At 66.3% G+C, this 16,067-nt stretch carries 13 protein-coding genes; 3 read left to right on the forward strand and 10 right to left on the reverse strand.

Annotated elements, in window-relative coordinates:
* Positions 1 to 40 precede the first annotated feature (40 nt).
* From VGV58_RS28460 to VGV58_RS28490, 7 genes are all read right to left on the reverse strand, one after another.
* Entirely contained in the window at positions 41 to 1,363 is a 1,323-nt protein-coding gene (locus tag VGV58_RS28460; RefSeq protein WP_326877441.1) for a flagellin N-terminal helical domain-containing protein, read from the reverse strand.
* A gap of 187 nt (positions 1,364 to 1,550) precedes the next feature.
* Positions 1,551 to 2,879 (reverse strand): flagellin N-terminal helical domain-containing protein, encoded by a 1,329-nt coding sequence (locus tag VGV58_RS28465; RefSeq protein ID WP_326877442.1) that lies wholly within the window; start codon positions 2,877 to 2,879, stop codon positions 1,551 to 1,553.
* Positions 2,880 to 3,153: 274 nt separating this feature from the next.
* Positions 3,154 to 4,479 (reverse strand): flagellin N-terminal helical domain-containing protein, encoded by a 1,326-nt coding sequence (locus VGV58_RS28470; RefSeq protein ID WP_326877443.1) that lies wholly within the window; start codon positions 4,477 to 4,479, stop codon positions 3,154 to 3,156.
* A gap of 258 nt (positions 4,480 to 4,737) precedes the next feature.
* Positions 4,738 to 5,208, reverse strand: a complete 471-nt coding sequence (locus tag VGV58_RS28475; protein WP_326877444.1) for a hypothetical protein — start codon at positions 5,206 to 5,208, stop codon at positions 4,738 to 4,740.
* A 244-nt stretch (positions 5,209 to 5,452) separates the two neighbouring features.
* A complete protein-coding gene (locus VGV58_RS28480) occupies positions 5,453 to 5,941 on the reverse strand; it encodes a hypothetical protein (RefSeq protein ID WP_326877445.1) in 489 nt (162 codons plus the stop codon).
* Positions 5,934 to 6,293 carry a rod-binding protein gene (locus VGV58_RS28485; RefSeq protein WP_326877446.1) on the reverse strand — a complete coding sequence of 120 codons (360 nt, stop codon included), beginning with the start codon at positions 6,291 to 6,293 and terminating at the stop codon, positions 5,934 to 5,936. Before VGV58_RS28485 ends, VGV58_RS28480 begins: the two co-directional genes overlap by 8 nt.
* Positions 6,293 to 7,474, reverse strand: coding sequence for a flagellar basal body P-ring protein FlgI (locus tag VGV58_RS28490; protein WP_414644151.1), 1,182 nt, complete (start codon positions 7,472 to 7,474; stop codon positions 6,293 to 6,295). Before VGV58_RS28490 ends, VGV58_RS28485 begins: the two co-directional genes overlap by 1 nt.
* A 440-nt stretch (positions 7,475 to 7,914) precedes the next feature.
* Here VGV58_RS28490 and VGV58_RS28495 point away from each other — a divergent pair, with 440 nt between their 5' ends.
* Positions 7,915 to 8,322: a flagellar assembly protein FliX gene (locus VGV58_RS28495; RefSeq protein ID WP_326877447.1), complete on the forward strand. Its 408-nt coding sequence runs from the start codon at positions 7,915 to 7,917 to the stop codon at positions 8,320 to 8,322.
* Here VGV58_RS28495 and VGV58_RS28500 read toward each other — a convergent pair whose 3' ends face one another.
* Entirely contained in the window at positions 8,323 to 8,868 is a 546-nt protein-coding gene (locus tag VGV58_RS28500) for a 2,4'-dihydroxyacetophenone dioxygenase family protein (protein WP_326877448.1), read from the reverse strand.
* Between the two features lie 88 nt (positions 8,869 to 8,956).
* Complete coding sequence (locus VGV58_RS28505; protein WP_326877449.1) at positions 8,957 to 9,676, reverse strand: SDR family NAD(P)-dependent oxidoreductase; 720 nt, start codon at positions 9,674 to 9,676, stop codon at positions 8,957 to 8,959.
* A 217-nt stretch (positions 9,677 to 9,893) separates the two neighbouring features.
* On the opposite strand from VGV58_RS28505, the gene VGV58_RS28510 reads away from it, so the two are divergent.
* Positions 9,894 to 11,108: an NADP-dependent isocitrate dehydrogenase gene (locus VGV58_RS28510; protein WP_326877450.1), complete on the forward strand. Its 1,215-nt coding sequence runs from the start codon at positions 9,894 to 9,896 to the stop codon at positions 11,106 to 11,108.
* A gap of 116 nt (positions 11,109 to 11,224) precedes the next feature.
* On the opposite strand, the gene VGV58_RS28515 is transcribed toward VGV58_RS28510, so the two are convergent.
* Entirely contained in the window at positions 11,225 to 15,454 is a 4,230-nt protein-coding gene (locus VGV58_RS28515; protein WP_326877451.1) for an autotransporter domain-containing protein, read from the reverse strand.
* Positions 15,455 to 15,606: 152 nt separating this feature from the next.
* On the opposite strand from VGV58_RS28515, the gene VGV58_RS28520 reads away from it, so the two are divergent.
* Positions 15,607 to 16,065 (forward strand): GFA family protein, encoded by a 459-nt coding sequence (locus VGV58_RS28520; protein WP_326877452.1) that lies wholly within the window; start codon positions 15,607 to 15,609, stop codon positions 16,063 to 16,065.
* The last annotated feature ends 2 nt before the right edge of the window (positions 16,066 to 16,067 follow it).

The following is a 16,067-nucleotide window of genomic DNA, read 5'->3' on the forward strand; positions in this document are numbered from 1 at the left end:
CGTCCGTTCGGACGCTCGATGATCTACGAGGGGAGGGGCGTCAGCCGAACAGGCGCAGCACGCCCTGGTCGGCCTGGTTGGCGAGCGAGAGGGCCGTCTGCGAGAGCTGCTGGCGCGTATTGAGCGCGAGCAGGCTGGCGCCTTCCTCGTTCGGATCGGCAAGGACGAGATTGCCCGCGCCGGTGGTCAGCACGTTGGCGAGTTCCTTGGTGAAGTCCTGCCGGGTCTGGGCAACCGAGAGGTTCGAGCCCAGTGTCGAGGCGAGCGACTTCAGCGAGGTCAGCGAGCTGGTCAGGGCAGCGGTCGCCTTGTCGAGGTCGGCGTCGTTCTGGAAGTTGATGAAGCCGGCGAGCTGGGTGTTGATCGCACGCGGAATGCCGAGATTGTCGGCCGTGATGTTCGAGCCCTGGATGTCGAGCTTGGTCTGGTTCTTGCCGGTCTTCTCGTTGAAGACGATGGACAGCCGGTCGCCGCTCAGCAGGTTGATGCCGTTATAGCTCGAATCCTTGGCGAGATCGTCGATCTTGTTGCGCAGGTCATTGAACTGGTCGATCAGGTTCGAGCGCACGGCGGAGGTGACGTTCGGGGCGGTGATACCGGTGCCGGTGCGATCGGCCGCGGCCAATCCGACAGCCGCGTTGGCGAGACCGGTTTGGGCGGAGGTGATGGCGGTTGCAGGCGTTGTGTTTGCGCCTATGCCGAACTGCAGCGGTTCCGAACCGGTGCCCTTGACGTTGAGCTGGCCCTTTTCGTCGACGAAGGCGGTGGCGATGCCCGACTTGTTGATCTCATTGACGAGGTCGCGCATCGTCGCGTTCGCGGCAGAGAACGATGCTTCATAGGTCGTCGAGCCGGCGACGATCGAAATACCGATGTCGGTGGAGCCGGCCGTCATGCCGACGTTGCCCGAGTACGTTGCCGTGGCATCGTTGACGACAGCAGCATTGTCGTCGACGAGCTTCTTGTCGAGCGCGATGTCCTTCAGGCTCTTGCTGGTGACCGCGACTTCGGTCTGGGTGGCAAGCCCCGTACCGGCCTTGGTCGGGCGGTTCTGAGCCGCGTCGGCCTGGGCCTGTTTCACCGTCGATTGCAGCGACTGCACCAGCTTGGTGATGCCGTCGATGCCCTTGGAGGCAGCCTGGATGGTCTGGATGCCGTTCGAGATGCCGTCGAGCAGGCCGGTGAGCTGGCTCGAGCGATCGTTCAGCGAAACGGAGGTGAAGTAGTTGACCGGGTTGTCGATGGCCGAGTTGACCTTCCGACCGGTCGCGAGGCGGTTCTGGATCACGCTCTGCTGGGCAGTGGTCTGCTGAAGGGTCAGCAGGTTGTTGCGGACGCCGTTCGACAGGATGGTGTTGGCCATTTCAGGTCCCTCAGACAGCGCGATTCGGCGCTCAGCCAGCTTGCTTGGGACCGACAATCCTTTGTTAAGGCTAATAAACGGTTAATCGCGCCGCTGGGCGCAAACGAAAAGCGGCGGAGCCGAGGCTCCGCCGCTCTTTTGCTTCGTCCCGCGTTCTGCGGGGTGATCCGCTCCTGCGGACCGAAGATCAGCCGAGGAGACGCAGGACGCCCTGGTCGGCCTGGTTGGCGAGGGAGAGCGCCTGCTGCGAGAGCTGCTGACGGGTCTGCAGCGCGAGCAGGGAGGCGGCTTCCTGGTTGAGGTCGGCGTTGACGAGGCTGTCGGCACCGGTCGTCAGGACGTTCGCCATGTCCTTGGTGAAGTCCTGCCGGGTCTGGACGACCGAGAGGTTGGCGCCGAAGGTCGAGGAGAGCGACTTCAGCGAGGTCAGCGCGCCGGTCAGCGACTTGGTGGCGGCTTCCAGATCGGAGTCGTTCTGGAAGTTGACGCTGCCGGCGAGCTGGGTGTTGCCAGCCTTGACGAGGCCGAGGTTGTCGGAGGTCAGCTGGGTGCCCTGGACGTCGAGCTTGGTCTGGTTCTTGCCGGTCTTCTCGTTGAAGACGACCGACAGACGGTCACCGCCGAGCAGGTTGATGCCGTTGAAGCCGGCATCCTTGGCGAGATCGTCGATCTTGTTGCGCAGGTCGTTGTACTGGTCGATCAGGTTCGAGCGAACCGCCGAGGTGACGGTCGGCCCCTTGATCGCAGTCGCCGCGACCGCGTCAGCGGGGAGGAAGTTGATTGCTGCGTTGGAGCCGCCGCCCTGTGCCGCAGTGATGGCAGCGGCGCCGCCTGCGGCAGCACCGATACCGAACTCGAGATCCTCGGAGCCGGTGCCCTTGACGTTGAGCTGGCCCTTTTCGTCGACGAAGGCGGTGGCGATGCCCGACTTGTTGATCTCGTTGACGAGGTCGCGGACCGTCGCACCCGCTGCGGCGAACGACGCCTCATAGGTGGTGGAGCCGGCCGTCAGCGAGATGCCGATATCGGTGTTGGCGACCGCGATGCCAAGGTCACCGGCGCTGGTCGCCGTCGCGGCGTCCGCACCGACCGTGCCGACCGCGCTGTCGGCCAGGCGCTTGTCGAGGGCGATGTCCTTGAGGCTCTTGCTGGTGGCGGCGACTTCGGCCTGGGTGGCGAGGGCGCCACCGGCCTTGGTCGGGCGGTTCTGTGCCGCGTCGGCCTGAGCCTGCTTGACCGTCGACTGCAGCGACTGCACCAGCTTGGTGATGCCGTCGATGCCCTTGGAGGCAGCCTGGATGGTCTGGATGCCGTTCGAGATGCCGTCGAGCAGGCCGGTGAGCTGGCTCGAGCGATCGTTCAGCGAGGCGGCGGTGAAGAAGTTGACCGGGCTGTCGATCGCGGAGTTGACCTTCTTGCCGGTGGCGAGACGGTTCTGGATCTGCGCGGACTGAGCGGCGGTCGACTGCAGCGTCGAGAGGTTGTTGCGGACGCCGGCAGAGAGCGAAACGGCCATGATTTGATACCTTCCTGGTATGGTGCCTTCTGGCAGCGCGACCATTCTGGCCGCGACCGAGACACCATGCGTCCGATCTCGTAACGAGCGGTAAATTCGAGCCGGCGAATTGCTCGGAAACCGGGCGAAGTCCTGACATGGTTAATGGATGTGGAACGGCGCGCGTGGTGCCGATCCTGGCTTCCCGCAAACGAAAAGCGGCGGAGCCGAGGCTCCGCCGCTCTTTTGCTTCGTCCCGCGTTCTGCGGGGTGATCCGCTCCTGCGGACCGAAGATCAGCCGAGGAGACGCAGGACGCCCTGGTCGGCCTGGTTGGCGAGGGCGAGCGCCTGCTGCGAGAGCTGCTGACGGGTCTGCAGCGCGAGCAGGGAGGCGGCTTCCTGGTTGAGGTCGGCGTTGACGAGGTTGTCGGCGCCGCTGGTCAGGACGTTCGCCATGTCCTTGGTGAAGTCCTGCCGGGTCTGGACGACCGAGAGGCTGGCGCCGAAGGTCGAGGAGAGCGACTTCAGCGAGGTCAGCGCGCCGGTCAGCGACTTGGTGGCGGCTTCCAGATCGGAGTCGTTCTGGAAGTTGACGCTGCCGGCGAGCTGGGTGTTGCCAGCCTTGACGATGCCGAGGTTGTCGGAGTTCAGCTGGGTGCCCTGGACGTCGAGCTTGGTCTGGTTCTTGCCGGTCTTCTCGTTGAAGACGACCGACAGACGGTCACCGCCGAGCAGGTTGATGCCGTTGAAACCGGTATCCTTGGCGAGATCGTCGATCTTGGTGCGCAGATCGTTGTACTGGTCGATCAGGTTCGAGCGTGTCGCCGAAGTGATGGACTGGCCCTGGATGCCGGTGCCCGCCACGTTGTCCGTGGCCAAGAAGTTGATCTTGGCGTTGCTATTGCCGGCGCCGGCGGCGGCGGCCTGCGAGGTGGTGGCATCCGTGCCGACGCCGAAGCCGAACTGGACTTCTTCCGAGCCGGTGCCCTTGATGTTGAGCTGGCCCTTCTCGTCGACGAAGGCGGTGGCGACGCCCGACTTGTTGATCTCGTTGACGAGATCACGCACCGTCGTGGTGGTTGCGCTGAAGCTCGCGGTGTAGGTCGTGGAGCCCGACTTCAGGAAGATGGCAGCGGTGTTGTTGGTCGTCGTGTCGATGCCGATGTCACCGGCCGAGGTGGCGGTGGCAGCGTCAGCAACGGCATCAGCGCCGCCGATCTTCTTGTCGAGGGCGATGTCCTTCAGGCTCTTGCTGGTGGCGGTGACTTCCGCCGCGGTCGCCAGAGCTCCGCCGGCCTTGGTCGGGCGGTTCTGAGCCGCGTCGGCCTGGGCCTGCTTGATCGTCGACTGCAGCGACTGGACCAGCTTGGTGATGCCGTCGATGCCCTTGGAGGCAGCCTGGATGGTCTGGATGCCGTTCGAGATGCCGTCGAGCAGGCCCGTGAGCTGGCTCGCGCGATCGTTCAGCGAGGCGGCGGTGAAGAAGTTGACCGGGCTGTCGATCGCGGAGTTGACCTTCTTGCCGGTGGCGAGACGGTTCTGGATCTGCGAGGACTGGGCGGCGGTCGATTGCAGCGTCGCGAGATTGTTGCGAACGCCGGCAGAGAGAGAGACGGCCATAATTCGATTACCTTCCTGGTATGGTGCCTTCTGGCGTCGAGACCGTTCTGGCCGCGACCGAGGGAGGATGCTGCCGATTTCGTAATGAGGAATGAATCCAAGCCGGCGAATTGCCCGCAATTCGAGCGAAGTTGCGAACTAGTTAACGAGTGTAAAACACTGCTGCGCCGAGGCTTTTGCGATCGGATCTGGCCTGGCGAACGAAAAACGCCGCCGGCGAATACCAGCGACGTCAAAAGATGAGTGAGGCCGATAAGCCTAAGCGAGGCGCTCGATCTCGTGACTACGAGGAGCTTCCGCCTCGCGGTTACGCTCGATGATCTCGCGCGACCAGATGCGCAGCTTCAGCAGCGTCTCGTCAGGGAGCTGCTCGACGACTTCGCCGGTGTCGCGGTTGGTCTTGCGCAAGATGACGCTGCGTGTCTTCGGCTCGATATCGAGCCGCCGCTCGATCACGTCGCGCAGCTCCTGCTGGCGGCGCTGCTGATCGAAGCGGCGCTGCTGGGCCGTATCGTCCTGGGCGCTCTGCTGGCGCTGCGCGTCGGAGCGACGCTCCTCGGCGCGGGCGCGGATGTCGAGCTGGACGGGTTCGCCCGCGGGGACCGAACGGACGGTCTTCTCCGGGGGGAGCTCGACCGGCGTTGCGCCGTTCTGGACGGAAATATCGGTGCGTATCGTCGCCTGGACGGCACCGGTCGCGAACGTCTTGGGTGTCGCGCCGAAATCCATTCTGGACTCCTCTCGCAAGGGCGGACTTCTTCCAAGCCTGAGAAGATGCGGCAGAGAGTTGAATCCGCCGTTAGAGAAATTGGTAAATTGCCATGCGTTTTGCACGTTTTCTGTGCTTCGACAGCGTTAACGCGGCTTAGATCGAGTCTCGACCCAGATTAACCATGCAGTTGTCCGTCAGCAGAAAGCTGCTGATCTGGACCTGCCGCAAGTGCTCGGATGTTTTTTCTTGAGGGGGCGGATCTCACAGACTCTTCGAGATCACCAGCGGGCCGGCATTGGGCCGAGCGAAGACTCCGGCGCCGACGGTCGCAGTCGGGCCGTAACCGGGCGCCCGGTTCTGCTTGTTGGTGTCGGTGGCGAGGTCACGCATGATCGATTCCGAGATCGCCCGAGCCGTCGCCAGCACGGTCTGATTGAGGTCGATCAGCTCCTGGAAGGCAAGATGGGCGCCCTTCAGGCGCTTGACCCTCTCCGGGGCGAAGCGGGCGAGCGCCACCGCGTTCAGTTTCACCTGCTCGACGCCCTTCATATAGACGCCGGCGAGCTCGGTCTTGCGCGCCTCGCGCTCCATCGCATCCTTGAGACGCCCGGCCTTGACCAGTCCGGTCTCCTCGCCAACGACATGGGAGAGCGCACTCAGCGTCTCCATCACGGTCTCGATCAGGCGTTCCGCCTCGAGCGCGCTCGAGACGCGCGGGCGTTCGTCGATGACGCGCATCCGCTCAAGCATTGCCGGCTCCCGCCGACTTGCCGGCCGAAGCCTGGACCTGGATCAGGTCGCGCATGATCTGGTCGGACAGGCCGACGCCGCCGGATTTCTGAATCTGCTTGGCGTATTCCTGCGTCAGCATCGAACGCCAGACGTCGCCGCCGGTGCCGTTCTCGCCGAGCGGGCCTTCGGTCCCGCTCGAGCTCATCATGGTCTGGGTGAAGTTTTCGAGGAAGACGGTCTCGAAATCGTCGGCGGTCTTCTTCGCCTTGGTATTCTGCGCGGAGCTGAGTGCGTCGGCGATGCCGCCGGCCAGCTTGGTGGCGGCGCCGATGGCGAGCTTGGCGGCGGGAGCGGCGAGGAGGGCACTCATTACATCACCTCGATGTCGGCTTGCAGCGCGCCGGCTGCCTTGATGGCTTGCAGGATGGAGAGTAGGTCGCGCGGGCCGATGCCGAGGGCGTTCAGCCCGTCGACCAGCTCGCGCAGGGTGACGCTCTCCTTGACGAGAGCGAGCTTGTTGGTGCCCTCGGTGTCGACCTTGACGTTGCTGCGCGGCACCACGACGGTCCGGCCGTTGCCGAACTCGTTGGGCTGGCTGACCTGCGGCTCCTCCGAGATCGTCACGGTCAGGTTGCCCTGAGCGACGGCGACTGTGGAGACGCGGACATCCTTGCCCATCACGATGATGCCGGAGCGCTCGTCGATGACGACGCGGGCGCCCTGGTCGGGCTCGACCCGGAGCTGCTCGATATCGGTGAGCAGGCGGATCATGTTGCCCTGGAAGCGCGGCGGGATCTGCAGGACCACGGTCGAGGGGTCGGTCGGCTCGGCCGAGTCGCCGCCGATGAAGTCGTTGATCGCGGCGGCGATGCGGCGGGCGGTGGTGAGATCGGGATTGCGCAGCGACAGGCGCAGCGTCTTCAGCTTGTTGAGGGCGAAGTCGATCTCGCGCTCGACCAGGCCGCCATTGGCGATGCGGCCGACGGTCGGCACGCCGCGGGTGATCTTGGCGGCTTCCGCCTCGGCCGAGAAGCCGGCGATCGCCACCGGGCCCTGCGACACCGCGTAGACCTCGCCATCGGCGCCGAGCAGCGGGGTCGCGAGCAATGTGCCGCCCTGCAGCGACTTGGCATCGCCCAGCGCCGAGACGGTGACGTCGAGGCGCGTGCCCTGGACGGCGAAAGGCGGCAGGTTGGCGGTGATCATCACCGCTGCGACGTTGGCGGTGCGCATGCTGGCGCCGCGGGTGTTGACGCCGAGGCGCTCCAGCATCGCCTGCAGCGACTGCTTGGTGAACGGCGCGTTGTTGAGGGTGTCGCCGGTGCCGTTGAGGCCGACAACAATGCCGTAGCCGAGGATCTGATTGCTGCGCACGCCCTCGACCGAGGCGAGGTCCTTGATGCGCGAGAGCGCGGTGCCCATGCCGCCGCTGCCGGCGAAGGCGGTGCGCGAGACGCCGGCCTCGGCCGCGCCGTTGCGCGTCGGAGCGTGATTGCTGACGCCGTTGCTGCCGCGGGCCAAAGGCGGCGCCGGAGCAAGATCAGCCGCCATCGCGGCGCCGGCCAGCAGCAAGGCTGTGAGCGGCGTCAGCAGATGGTGGAGGCGGAGGATGCTAGGCATATGGCACCGGGTGAATCTGATGTCGCCAAGCCGTTGCGAAGAGCGTGCCAATTCGGGAGAAAGCGAAAACGCTTTTTAATCAGGATTTTAGAGATGGATGGCCTGATCGCTCAGGGACTGGCGGCCGGTGCAAAGCTGCCGCCCCCGGCAAATCCTGCCGGGCGGTTTACTGCTCGTTAACCACGTTGCCGGCACAAGGAATTGGGTCGGCTAGAGCCCGTTCCGTTCGGCTTGCACTGCAAGCCGAACGGATAAAACGGTCTCTAACTAAATAGTGAGAGACGGATTCACCGATCAGATTGCTTCAATCTGATCGGATCCGGCTCTGACGTTCGTGCAGCGCCTTTTCAGGCCGACCTTGCGAGAGCGTGATGATCCGCATCGACCAGCGCAGCCCGATATCCTCGACCACGTCGACCAGTCGCAGCGGCACGACCGGTGGCTCGAACTTCCGCCTGCCGGCGCGCGAGAGCGCTGGCGCAGCACAGGGCGCGGCCGTCAGCCATGCCGGCTCGCTCGACGGACTGCTCGCGGTTCAGGCCGAGGAGGACGGGCAGGAGCGCAAGCGACGCCAGGCCCGGCGCGGCCATGACCTGCTCGACGGGCTGGACCGGCTCAAGGCTGCCCTGCTTTCCGGGCGCGTCTCGCCGGCCGAACTCGAGCGGCTGAAGGCGATGCTGTCGGTACGGCGCGAGGCGACAGACGATCCGCGCCTCGACGAGGTCCTGGCCCATATCGAATTGCGCGCTGCGGTCGAGCTGGCGAAGCTCGGGCGCTGATCAACGGATGAACTGGTCGGCGTAGTCAGCTCCGAGACCGTTGGTGGCGTAATGGGCCCGGCACTTGTCGAGCCGGGTGAAGACGTCGTCATAGCCGAGGCATTTGCCGTCCGGGTCGACATAGATCATCGCGCCATTGACCTGGAACATGGTGATCATCTCCTCGACATCGGGATCGACCACCAGCGTATGGGTCTCGCCGGGCGCCTCGTAGACATAGGAGCCCTCGGTCGCGACCCAATCATGTTCGAGATAGCGCCATTTGCCCTTCAGCACATAACCATGGACGGGCTGGGGATGGCGGTGGCGCGAGAGCACGCCGGCGCGGCGCACGCGCAGCAGGTTCATCCAGTAGCCGCGCGTCACCGACAGACATAGCGGCCGGAACCAGACATTGTCATCGACCGGCACCCAGACGCGCTCATCCTCCGGGATGACGTTCGGCACGATCAGCTCGGGCGGGGAATCCTTCGGCTGCGGATGCCGATAGGGCGTCCAGCGCTCCTCTGTGCTGACCTGGACGGGGACCGGGCTGACCTTGTTCATCGACGTTCCTCCGGTTGAGCTTCTGATTCAGCTGGCTGGGCGATCGATTCAGGAAACGCCGCCAGGTTGCTGATGTTTCTTACGTCTTTCAGACGGCGAGATAGCCGCCGTCGACCGGCAGGATCGTGCCGGTGATGAAGCGCGCGGCATCCGAGAGCAGGAACAGCACCGCGCCGCCGACATCGCCCGGCTCGCCCCAGCGGTTCATCGGCGTGCGCGACAGGATCGGGGCGGAGCGGGCGGCGTCTTCGACAAGCGGCCTGGTCAGTTCGGTCGCGATCCAGCCGGGCGCAACCGCATTGACGCGAATGCCGTCCGGCGCCCAGGCGGCTGCGAGCGACTTGGTGAGCTGGCCGACGCCGCCCTTGGAGGCGGCATAGCCCGGCGCATAGGCCGAGCCGTGGAAGGTCAGCATCGAGGCGGTGTTGACGATTGCGCCCTTGGCCTCTGCGAGCTTGTCCTTCGCCGCCAGGCACATGCGCATCGAGCCGGTGAGGTTGACTTCGACGGTGAGACGGAAGGCCTCGATCTCGAATTCCTTGCCGCCGCGCTGGATCATGCCGGCGCAGTTGACCAGCGCGTCGATACGTTCGCAGCCGGCGACGATCGCCGCGACCTGCGCATCGCTGGTGACGTCGAGCCGGGCATGGCGGATCGATGCGTGGGCAGGCGTCGCCGCGACCTCGTCGTCGGTGAGGCCGGTGGCGAGGACCTGGTAGCCGGCCTCGGCGAGAGCAAGTGCGGCGCCGGCGCCGATGCCGCGGGTGCCGCCGGTGACGAGGGCGAAGGGGGAGGAGGAGCTTGTCATGGCTCCAATCTAAATCGGTTCGCAGCATTGCCAACTGCGTTGCAGGGCGGGGCGCCCTGCGTCGGCGAAGTCGGAGCCATCGTCCTGCGGCCACGCGTTGCCCAAAAGGCCGGCTTCCCCCTGCGGCCGGAACCCGCTAGGAAGCGCGCGGGCCGGCGGTAGCGTCAAGCTATTGCCTGCAATCGTTCCAGACTGACCAGAGCAGGGGTCGCATCACATGAGCAAGATCAAGGTCGCCAACCCGGTCGTCGACATGGACGGCGACGAGATGACCCGCATCATCTGGCAGCACATCAAGGACAAGCTGATCTTCCCGTATCTCGACCTCGAGCTCGATTATTTCGACCTCTCGGTCCAGAACCGCGACGCGACCGACGATCAGGTCACGATCGACGCCGCCAACGCCACCAAGAAGCATGGCGTCGCGGTCAAGTGCGCCACCATCACGCCGGACGAGGCGCGCGTGAAGGAGTTCAATCTCAAGTCGATGTGGAAGAGCCCCAACGGCACGATCCGCAACATCCTCGGCGGCGTGATCTTCCGCGAGCCGATCATCTGCAAGAACGTGCCGCGCCTGGTTCCCGGCTGGACCCAGCCGATCGTCATCGGCCGCCATGCCTATGGCGACCAGTATCGCGCCACCGACTTCAAGTTCCCCGGCAAGGGCATGCTCTCGATCAAGTTCGTCGGCGAGGACGGCAATGTCATCGAGAAGGAGGTCTTCAAGGCCCCCGACGCCGGTGTCGCCATGGCGATGTACAATCTCGACGATTCGATCCGCGATTTCGCCCGGGCCTCGCTGAATTACGGCCTGATGCGTAAGTACCCGGTCTATCTCTCGACCAAGAACACCATCCTCAAGACCTATGACGGGCGCTTCAAGGACATCTTCCAGGAGATCTTCGACGCCGAGTTCAAGGCGGAGTTCGACAAGCTCGGCATCACCTATGAGCACCGCCTGATCGACGACATGGTGGCGTCGGCGATGAAGTGGTCGGGTGGCTATGTCTGGGCCTGCAAGAACTACGACGGCGACGTGCAGTCGGACACGGTGGCGCAGGGCTTCGGCTCGCTCGGCCTGATGACCTCGGTGCTGATGACGCCGGACGGCAAGACCGTCGAGGCCGAGGCCGCGCACGGCACGGTGACCCGCCACTACCGCGAGCACCAGAAGGGCAAGGAGACCTCGACCAACTCGATCGCCTCGATCTTCGCCTGGACGCGTGGTCTCGCCCACCGCGCCAAGCTCGACAACAATGCCGAGCTCGCCAAGTTCGCGACCCTGCTCGAGAAGGTCACAGTCGACACGGTCGAGGCCGGCGACATGACCAAGGACCTGGCGCTGCTGGTCGGCCCCGACCAGAAGTTCCTCTCGACCACCGGTTTCCTCGACAAGGTCAGCGACAACCTGCGCAAGGCGATGGCCGCGTAAGCGGCCTGAAGCCTCGTTCGTAGAACGCAGAAGCCCGGCCAGATTGGCCGGGCTTTTTTCTTACGCTGCAGGGGGCGGGGAGCTGGGGGGCTCCCGGAGCCTGGCCGGTCTTTTCCTCAGAACCGCATCTCGACCCTGCCCTTGAGGGCGTGGTCTCTGGAGCGTTCGCCGATGGCGGCGGAGTAGGTCAGGCCGAGCGCGGTGGCCTGCGATATCCGCCAATCGAGCCCGGCCTCGGCGACGAGGGCCTCGCGATCGATCGGGGCGGCGAAGACGGCGGCCGGGGTCGTGCCGGCGACAAAGGCGGTGCGGGCCTGCGGGGTGAGATCGCCAAAACCGTGGCGCCAGCCGAGCATCGCCCGGGCGAACAGTGGCATCGCTCCGAGCTGCGCCTCGGCCCGCAGGCCCAGTGTGGTGAAGCCAAGCGTCTGGTCGCTGGAGAGCACGCGCAGGGCCGCCGCCCCGCCGCGTTCCGTGCCGGCGTCTGTGCTGACGCGGATCAGGGCGAGCTGGGCGAAGGGTTCGAGCGCAATGCCCTGGAAAGCGAAGGCGTAGCCGAGCTCGGCGAAGCCTTGCGTCACCGAGCCCGGCCGCTGCAGGCGCAGCAGATCGCCGAAGCCGCGGATCTGAACCTGGCGGCGGATGTCGCTCTCGGACCAGGTGTAAGCCGCACCGGCGTCGAAGCGAAGGTTGCCGAAGCGCGTACCGGCATAGAGCGCGGCATGGCCGCTCTCGAGCTTGCCCGAGGACAGGCGGGCATCGAGATCGAAGCGTGACTGGCTATAGCCGCCGGCGACGCCGACCTTCAGCGAGGAGCCCGGCGCGTCATAGAGCATGACATCGGCGCCGAGCAGGGCGCCGCCGCTGCGGCGGCTGAGCGAGGCAGCGTTGCCGTCGGCGTCGGTGTTGCCGGTGCTGCCGAAGGCCGTGCCCCAGAGCGCATAGCGCGGCTGCGGCACCGGGGCGGGCATTACGATCGCGCCCTTGCGGCCGGGAAGGTCGGCAGTGAAGGCGCCCGCGACCTGCTGACCCGGCGCGGTCAGCAGCGGGCCGCGCAGATGGCCGAGGATCGTCTCGCGTACCAGCCGGCTCTCGTCGATCATCACGCTGACCGCCTGCGCATGCGCCTCGCCCGAAAGCAGGTCGAAGCCGGCGCGCGCCTCGGCAGCCGTCGCTGAGATCAGCGCGTCATAGACCGGGTTGCCGACGCCCAGCCGCTCGGCCGCGATCGCGATGAAGCCCTGGTTGCGGGTCTGTGCGATATAGGTGCCAGAGGCGCCGCCGCCCGAGGTGCCGCCGCCATCTGGCCCGAAGCCGGTGTCGTTGCGGGTCATGGTCAGCGTCACGTTCTGGCTGCCATAGCTCAGCGAGGGCGTCAGGAAGGCGAGGTTCGAGGTGACGCTGCTGAAGCTGCCGGTCACCCCGCCCGAGGCGGTCAGGATGGTGTAGCTGGTCGCGGCCGCGTAATTGCCGTTCTCCGCGAGCACCTGCACTGTGCCGCCAGTAATGGTCGCTGAGCCGGAGGCCACGATCCTGTCGCTCTGTCCGGCCGCGTTGACCTCGACCTGATAGGTCGAGCCCGAGGCGAAGGCGACGTTGCCCGAGACGGTCAGCGTCCCGATCGAGTTGCCCGGCGCCACCGTCGCGCCGCTGGCGACGCTGACGCCGCCGATCGTACCGGAGCCGCCGAGCGTGCCGCCATCGAGCGTGACGCTGCTCGCCAGCGAACCGTTGACCACCAATTTGCCGCCGGAGACCTTGGTCGCGCCGGTGTAGGTGTTGCTGCCCGTCAGCGTCAGCGTCCCCGTGCCGGTCTTGGTGACGCCGCCCGTGCCGGTGATCTTGCCGGAGAAGGTGGTCGAGCTGTTGTTTGCGCCTGCCGTCAGCGTGCCCGAGCCGAGCGTGACCGTGCCGGTGCCGGCGAGCGAGCCGATGGTCTGGTTGAGGCCGGCGAGATCGAGCGTCGTGCCCGTCCCGACCGTGAAGGTCGAATTGGCGGAGAATGCGTCGGCGGCGCCGGCCCGCAGTGTTCCCTCCGACACGGTGGTCGTGCCGGAATAGCTGCTGGCGCCCTTGAGCACCAATGTGCCGGCGCCGGTCTTGGAGAGCGAGCCCGTGCCCGAGAGGGACTGGCTCACGATGAAGCTGTTGCCGGCCTCGACGATGTCGAAGCCGCCGCCATTGCTGCCGAGGATGATGTTGCGGGTCAGCTCGTGGAGCGCCGTCCCCGTCACCTGCAGCACGCCGCCGTCCAGCATCAGAGCCCCGGAGGGGCTGCCGAGATTGACGTCCTTGGAGATGCTGATCTTGCCGCCGGCGATCGTCGTCCCGCCGGAATAGGTGTTCTCCTGCGTCAGGGTGAGCGTCCCCGTGCCGACCTTCCGCAGGCTACCGGAGTCCCAGATCATGCCGCTGAAGGTGGTCGAGGCATTGGTCGCGCCCGTCTCAAGCGTCGAGCCACTCTCGATCCGCAGTTGCCCGTCGCCCGCGATCGAACCCGCCGTCACCGTGCCGAGCGTGTCGTTCACCTGGAGTAGCGCGCCCGAGGCGACCGTGTAGTCGGATGCCGCCGACATCGCGCCGGAACCGCCGATGTAGAGCGTCCCGGCCGACACCGTGGTCGCGCCCGAATAGGTGTTCGTGCCGGTCAGCGTCAGCGTGCCGCTGCCGGTCTTGGTCAGCCCGCCAGTCCCCGAGATCGTGCCCAAGAACGTCGTCGAGGTGTTGTTGCCGCCCGCGGTCAGCGTAGCGGAGCCGAGCGTGACCGCGCCGGGACCGGCGAGCGAGCCGATCGTCTGGTCGAAGCCGGCAAGGTCGAGCGTCGCGCCCGACATGATCGTGACCGCGGAGCCCGGCGAGAATGCATTCGCCTGCCCGGCGCGCAGGATGCCGTTCGAGACCGTCGTCGTGCCGGTATAGCTGTTGGTGCCGGACAGGACGAGCGTGCCATCACCGGCCTTGGTGAATTTGCCCGAGCCGGAGAAGGATTGCGTCACGGTGAAGGTATTGGCAGCGTCGGCAATATCGAAGCCGCCGCCATTGCTGCCGAGGTAGATAGTGCGCGTCAGCCCGGTCAGCGTCGTACCGGTCACCTGAAGCATGCCGCCGTCCAGCTCCAGTGCTCCGGAGGTCGCGCCGAGATTGCCTTCCGCACTGATGCTGATCGCCCCCTCCGCGATCCTCGTCCCGCCGGTATAGGTGTTCTCGCCGGTCAGCGTCAGCGTGCCCTCGCCGGTCTTGACCACGATGCCGCCGCCGCTGACGACGCTGCTGATGGTGGCATCGATCGTCTGGGCGAAGGTCAGCGTGCCGGTGTCGATGACGATGCCGCCGAAGATGGTGGCAATGGGGCTGCCCATCGTTAGCTTGTTGCTGCCGCCGGTGAAGTGGATCGCCGCGGCCCGCACCGAGCCGTCGCCCGAGAGGCCGCCTATGATCGTACCATTATTGGTGATCGAAAGGTCGGCACCGATGATGCCCTCGCCGCCCGCTGCGGCGACGCCCAGAGCGTTCTCGCCGGGGCCGGGGGCGCAACAAAAGGAAGCAGGCAGATTCGTGCCGCCACGCCTGCCATCTCCGCCACTAACCGCGCCGTTGACGATGAGCGTCGTCGTCGCGCCGCCACTGGTGAAGACCAGGCCAGCGCCGCCGGCGCCGCCGGCGCCAGCGCCGCCAGCGTCCGCCACATGCGAGCCGCCATTGCCGCCATTGCCGCCCAGGACCGTGCCGCCGATGGTCAGGGTCTGCGCCGCGCTGCCATCGGTGAAGAGCAGGCCGATGCCGCCGGAGCCGCCGGAGCCGCCGACCTCATAAAAAGAACCGCCGCCATGGCCACCGTTGCCGCCGGTGATCGTGCCGGAAACCGTTCCCGTCGTGCCCGCACCTGTGACCACGGCGCCATAGCCACCGGCGCCGCCGCCGCCGCCGGAATAGAGGCCGCCGGAAGTGCCGTCGCCGCCATTGCTGCCGGAGCTGGAACCGGTAGGCAGGCTGGCGCCGACGCTACCATGCACGCCGCCATCGCCGCCTCGGCCCTCGCTGAGACTGCCGAAGCCGGCTAGCCCGCCGGCGCCACCAGTGACAGCGCCGGCGCCGCCGCCGCCGCCGCCCGCATTGCCTCCTGGGGATACTTGGCCTCTGACGCCCGCACCACCGGCGCCCGTCGGGTTGTCGATGCCGCCAGCGCCGCCGGAGCCGGGGTTACCGCTTCGGTCGCCGCCGCGCCCGCCATCGGCGAGCGCCTGGCCGGCAGACAGGAGCAGGACGAGCGCCGTGCCAGCGAGCAGGCGCGAAGCGAGCCGCGCATGAGATGTCCCGGCGACCGCAGGAGTGATGACGGATATCATGAGAGTGCCCAGCCCAAGCGTGGATGCAGGCTTAGGCGGGCGCGTGCAGGAGGCAATGAACAGCCATTCACAACTGGCCAAATGAAGTTTGTGTGGCAGATTTGCTGCGATCCGCCTGGTGGAATCAGCCGCAGCTACAGCCGGGAGCAGACATGACCGAGACGACAACTCTCACCGGCGGCTGCCAGTGCGGCGCGGTGCGCTATCGCCTGCTGAAGCCGCCGCACAAGGTCTCGGTCTGCTTCTGCCGGATGTGCCAGAAGGCCGTGGGCAATTATTTCGGCGCCTTCGCCTCCTCGCGCATCGAGAACGTCGTCTGGACGCGCGGGGCGCCTGCCGTCTTCCATTCATCGGCCGTCGCCGAGCGCGGCTTCTGCCGCGATTGCGGCACGCCGCTGAGCTTCAGCTATCCCGGCGCGGGCTCGCTCTCGCTCACGGTGGGCAGCCTTGACGATCCCGCCGCCTTCCCGCCGAGCCATGCCTATGGCGTCGAGGGCAGGGCGCCCTGGTTCGACGAGCTATGCCGGCTTGAGGGCACGCGGACCGAGGACGATATTCCGGCGGAGGAACTGCCGGGATATCGCTCGCGTCAGCATCCCGATCATGATTGAGC

Source organism: Allobosea sp. (assembly GCF_035944895.1).
GTDB lineage: Bacteria > Pseudomonadota > Alphaproteobacteria > Rhizobiales > Beijerinckiaceae > Allobosea.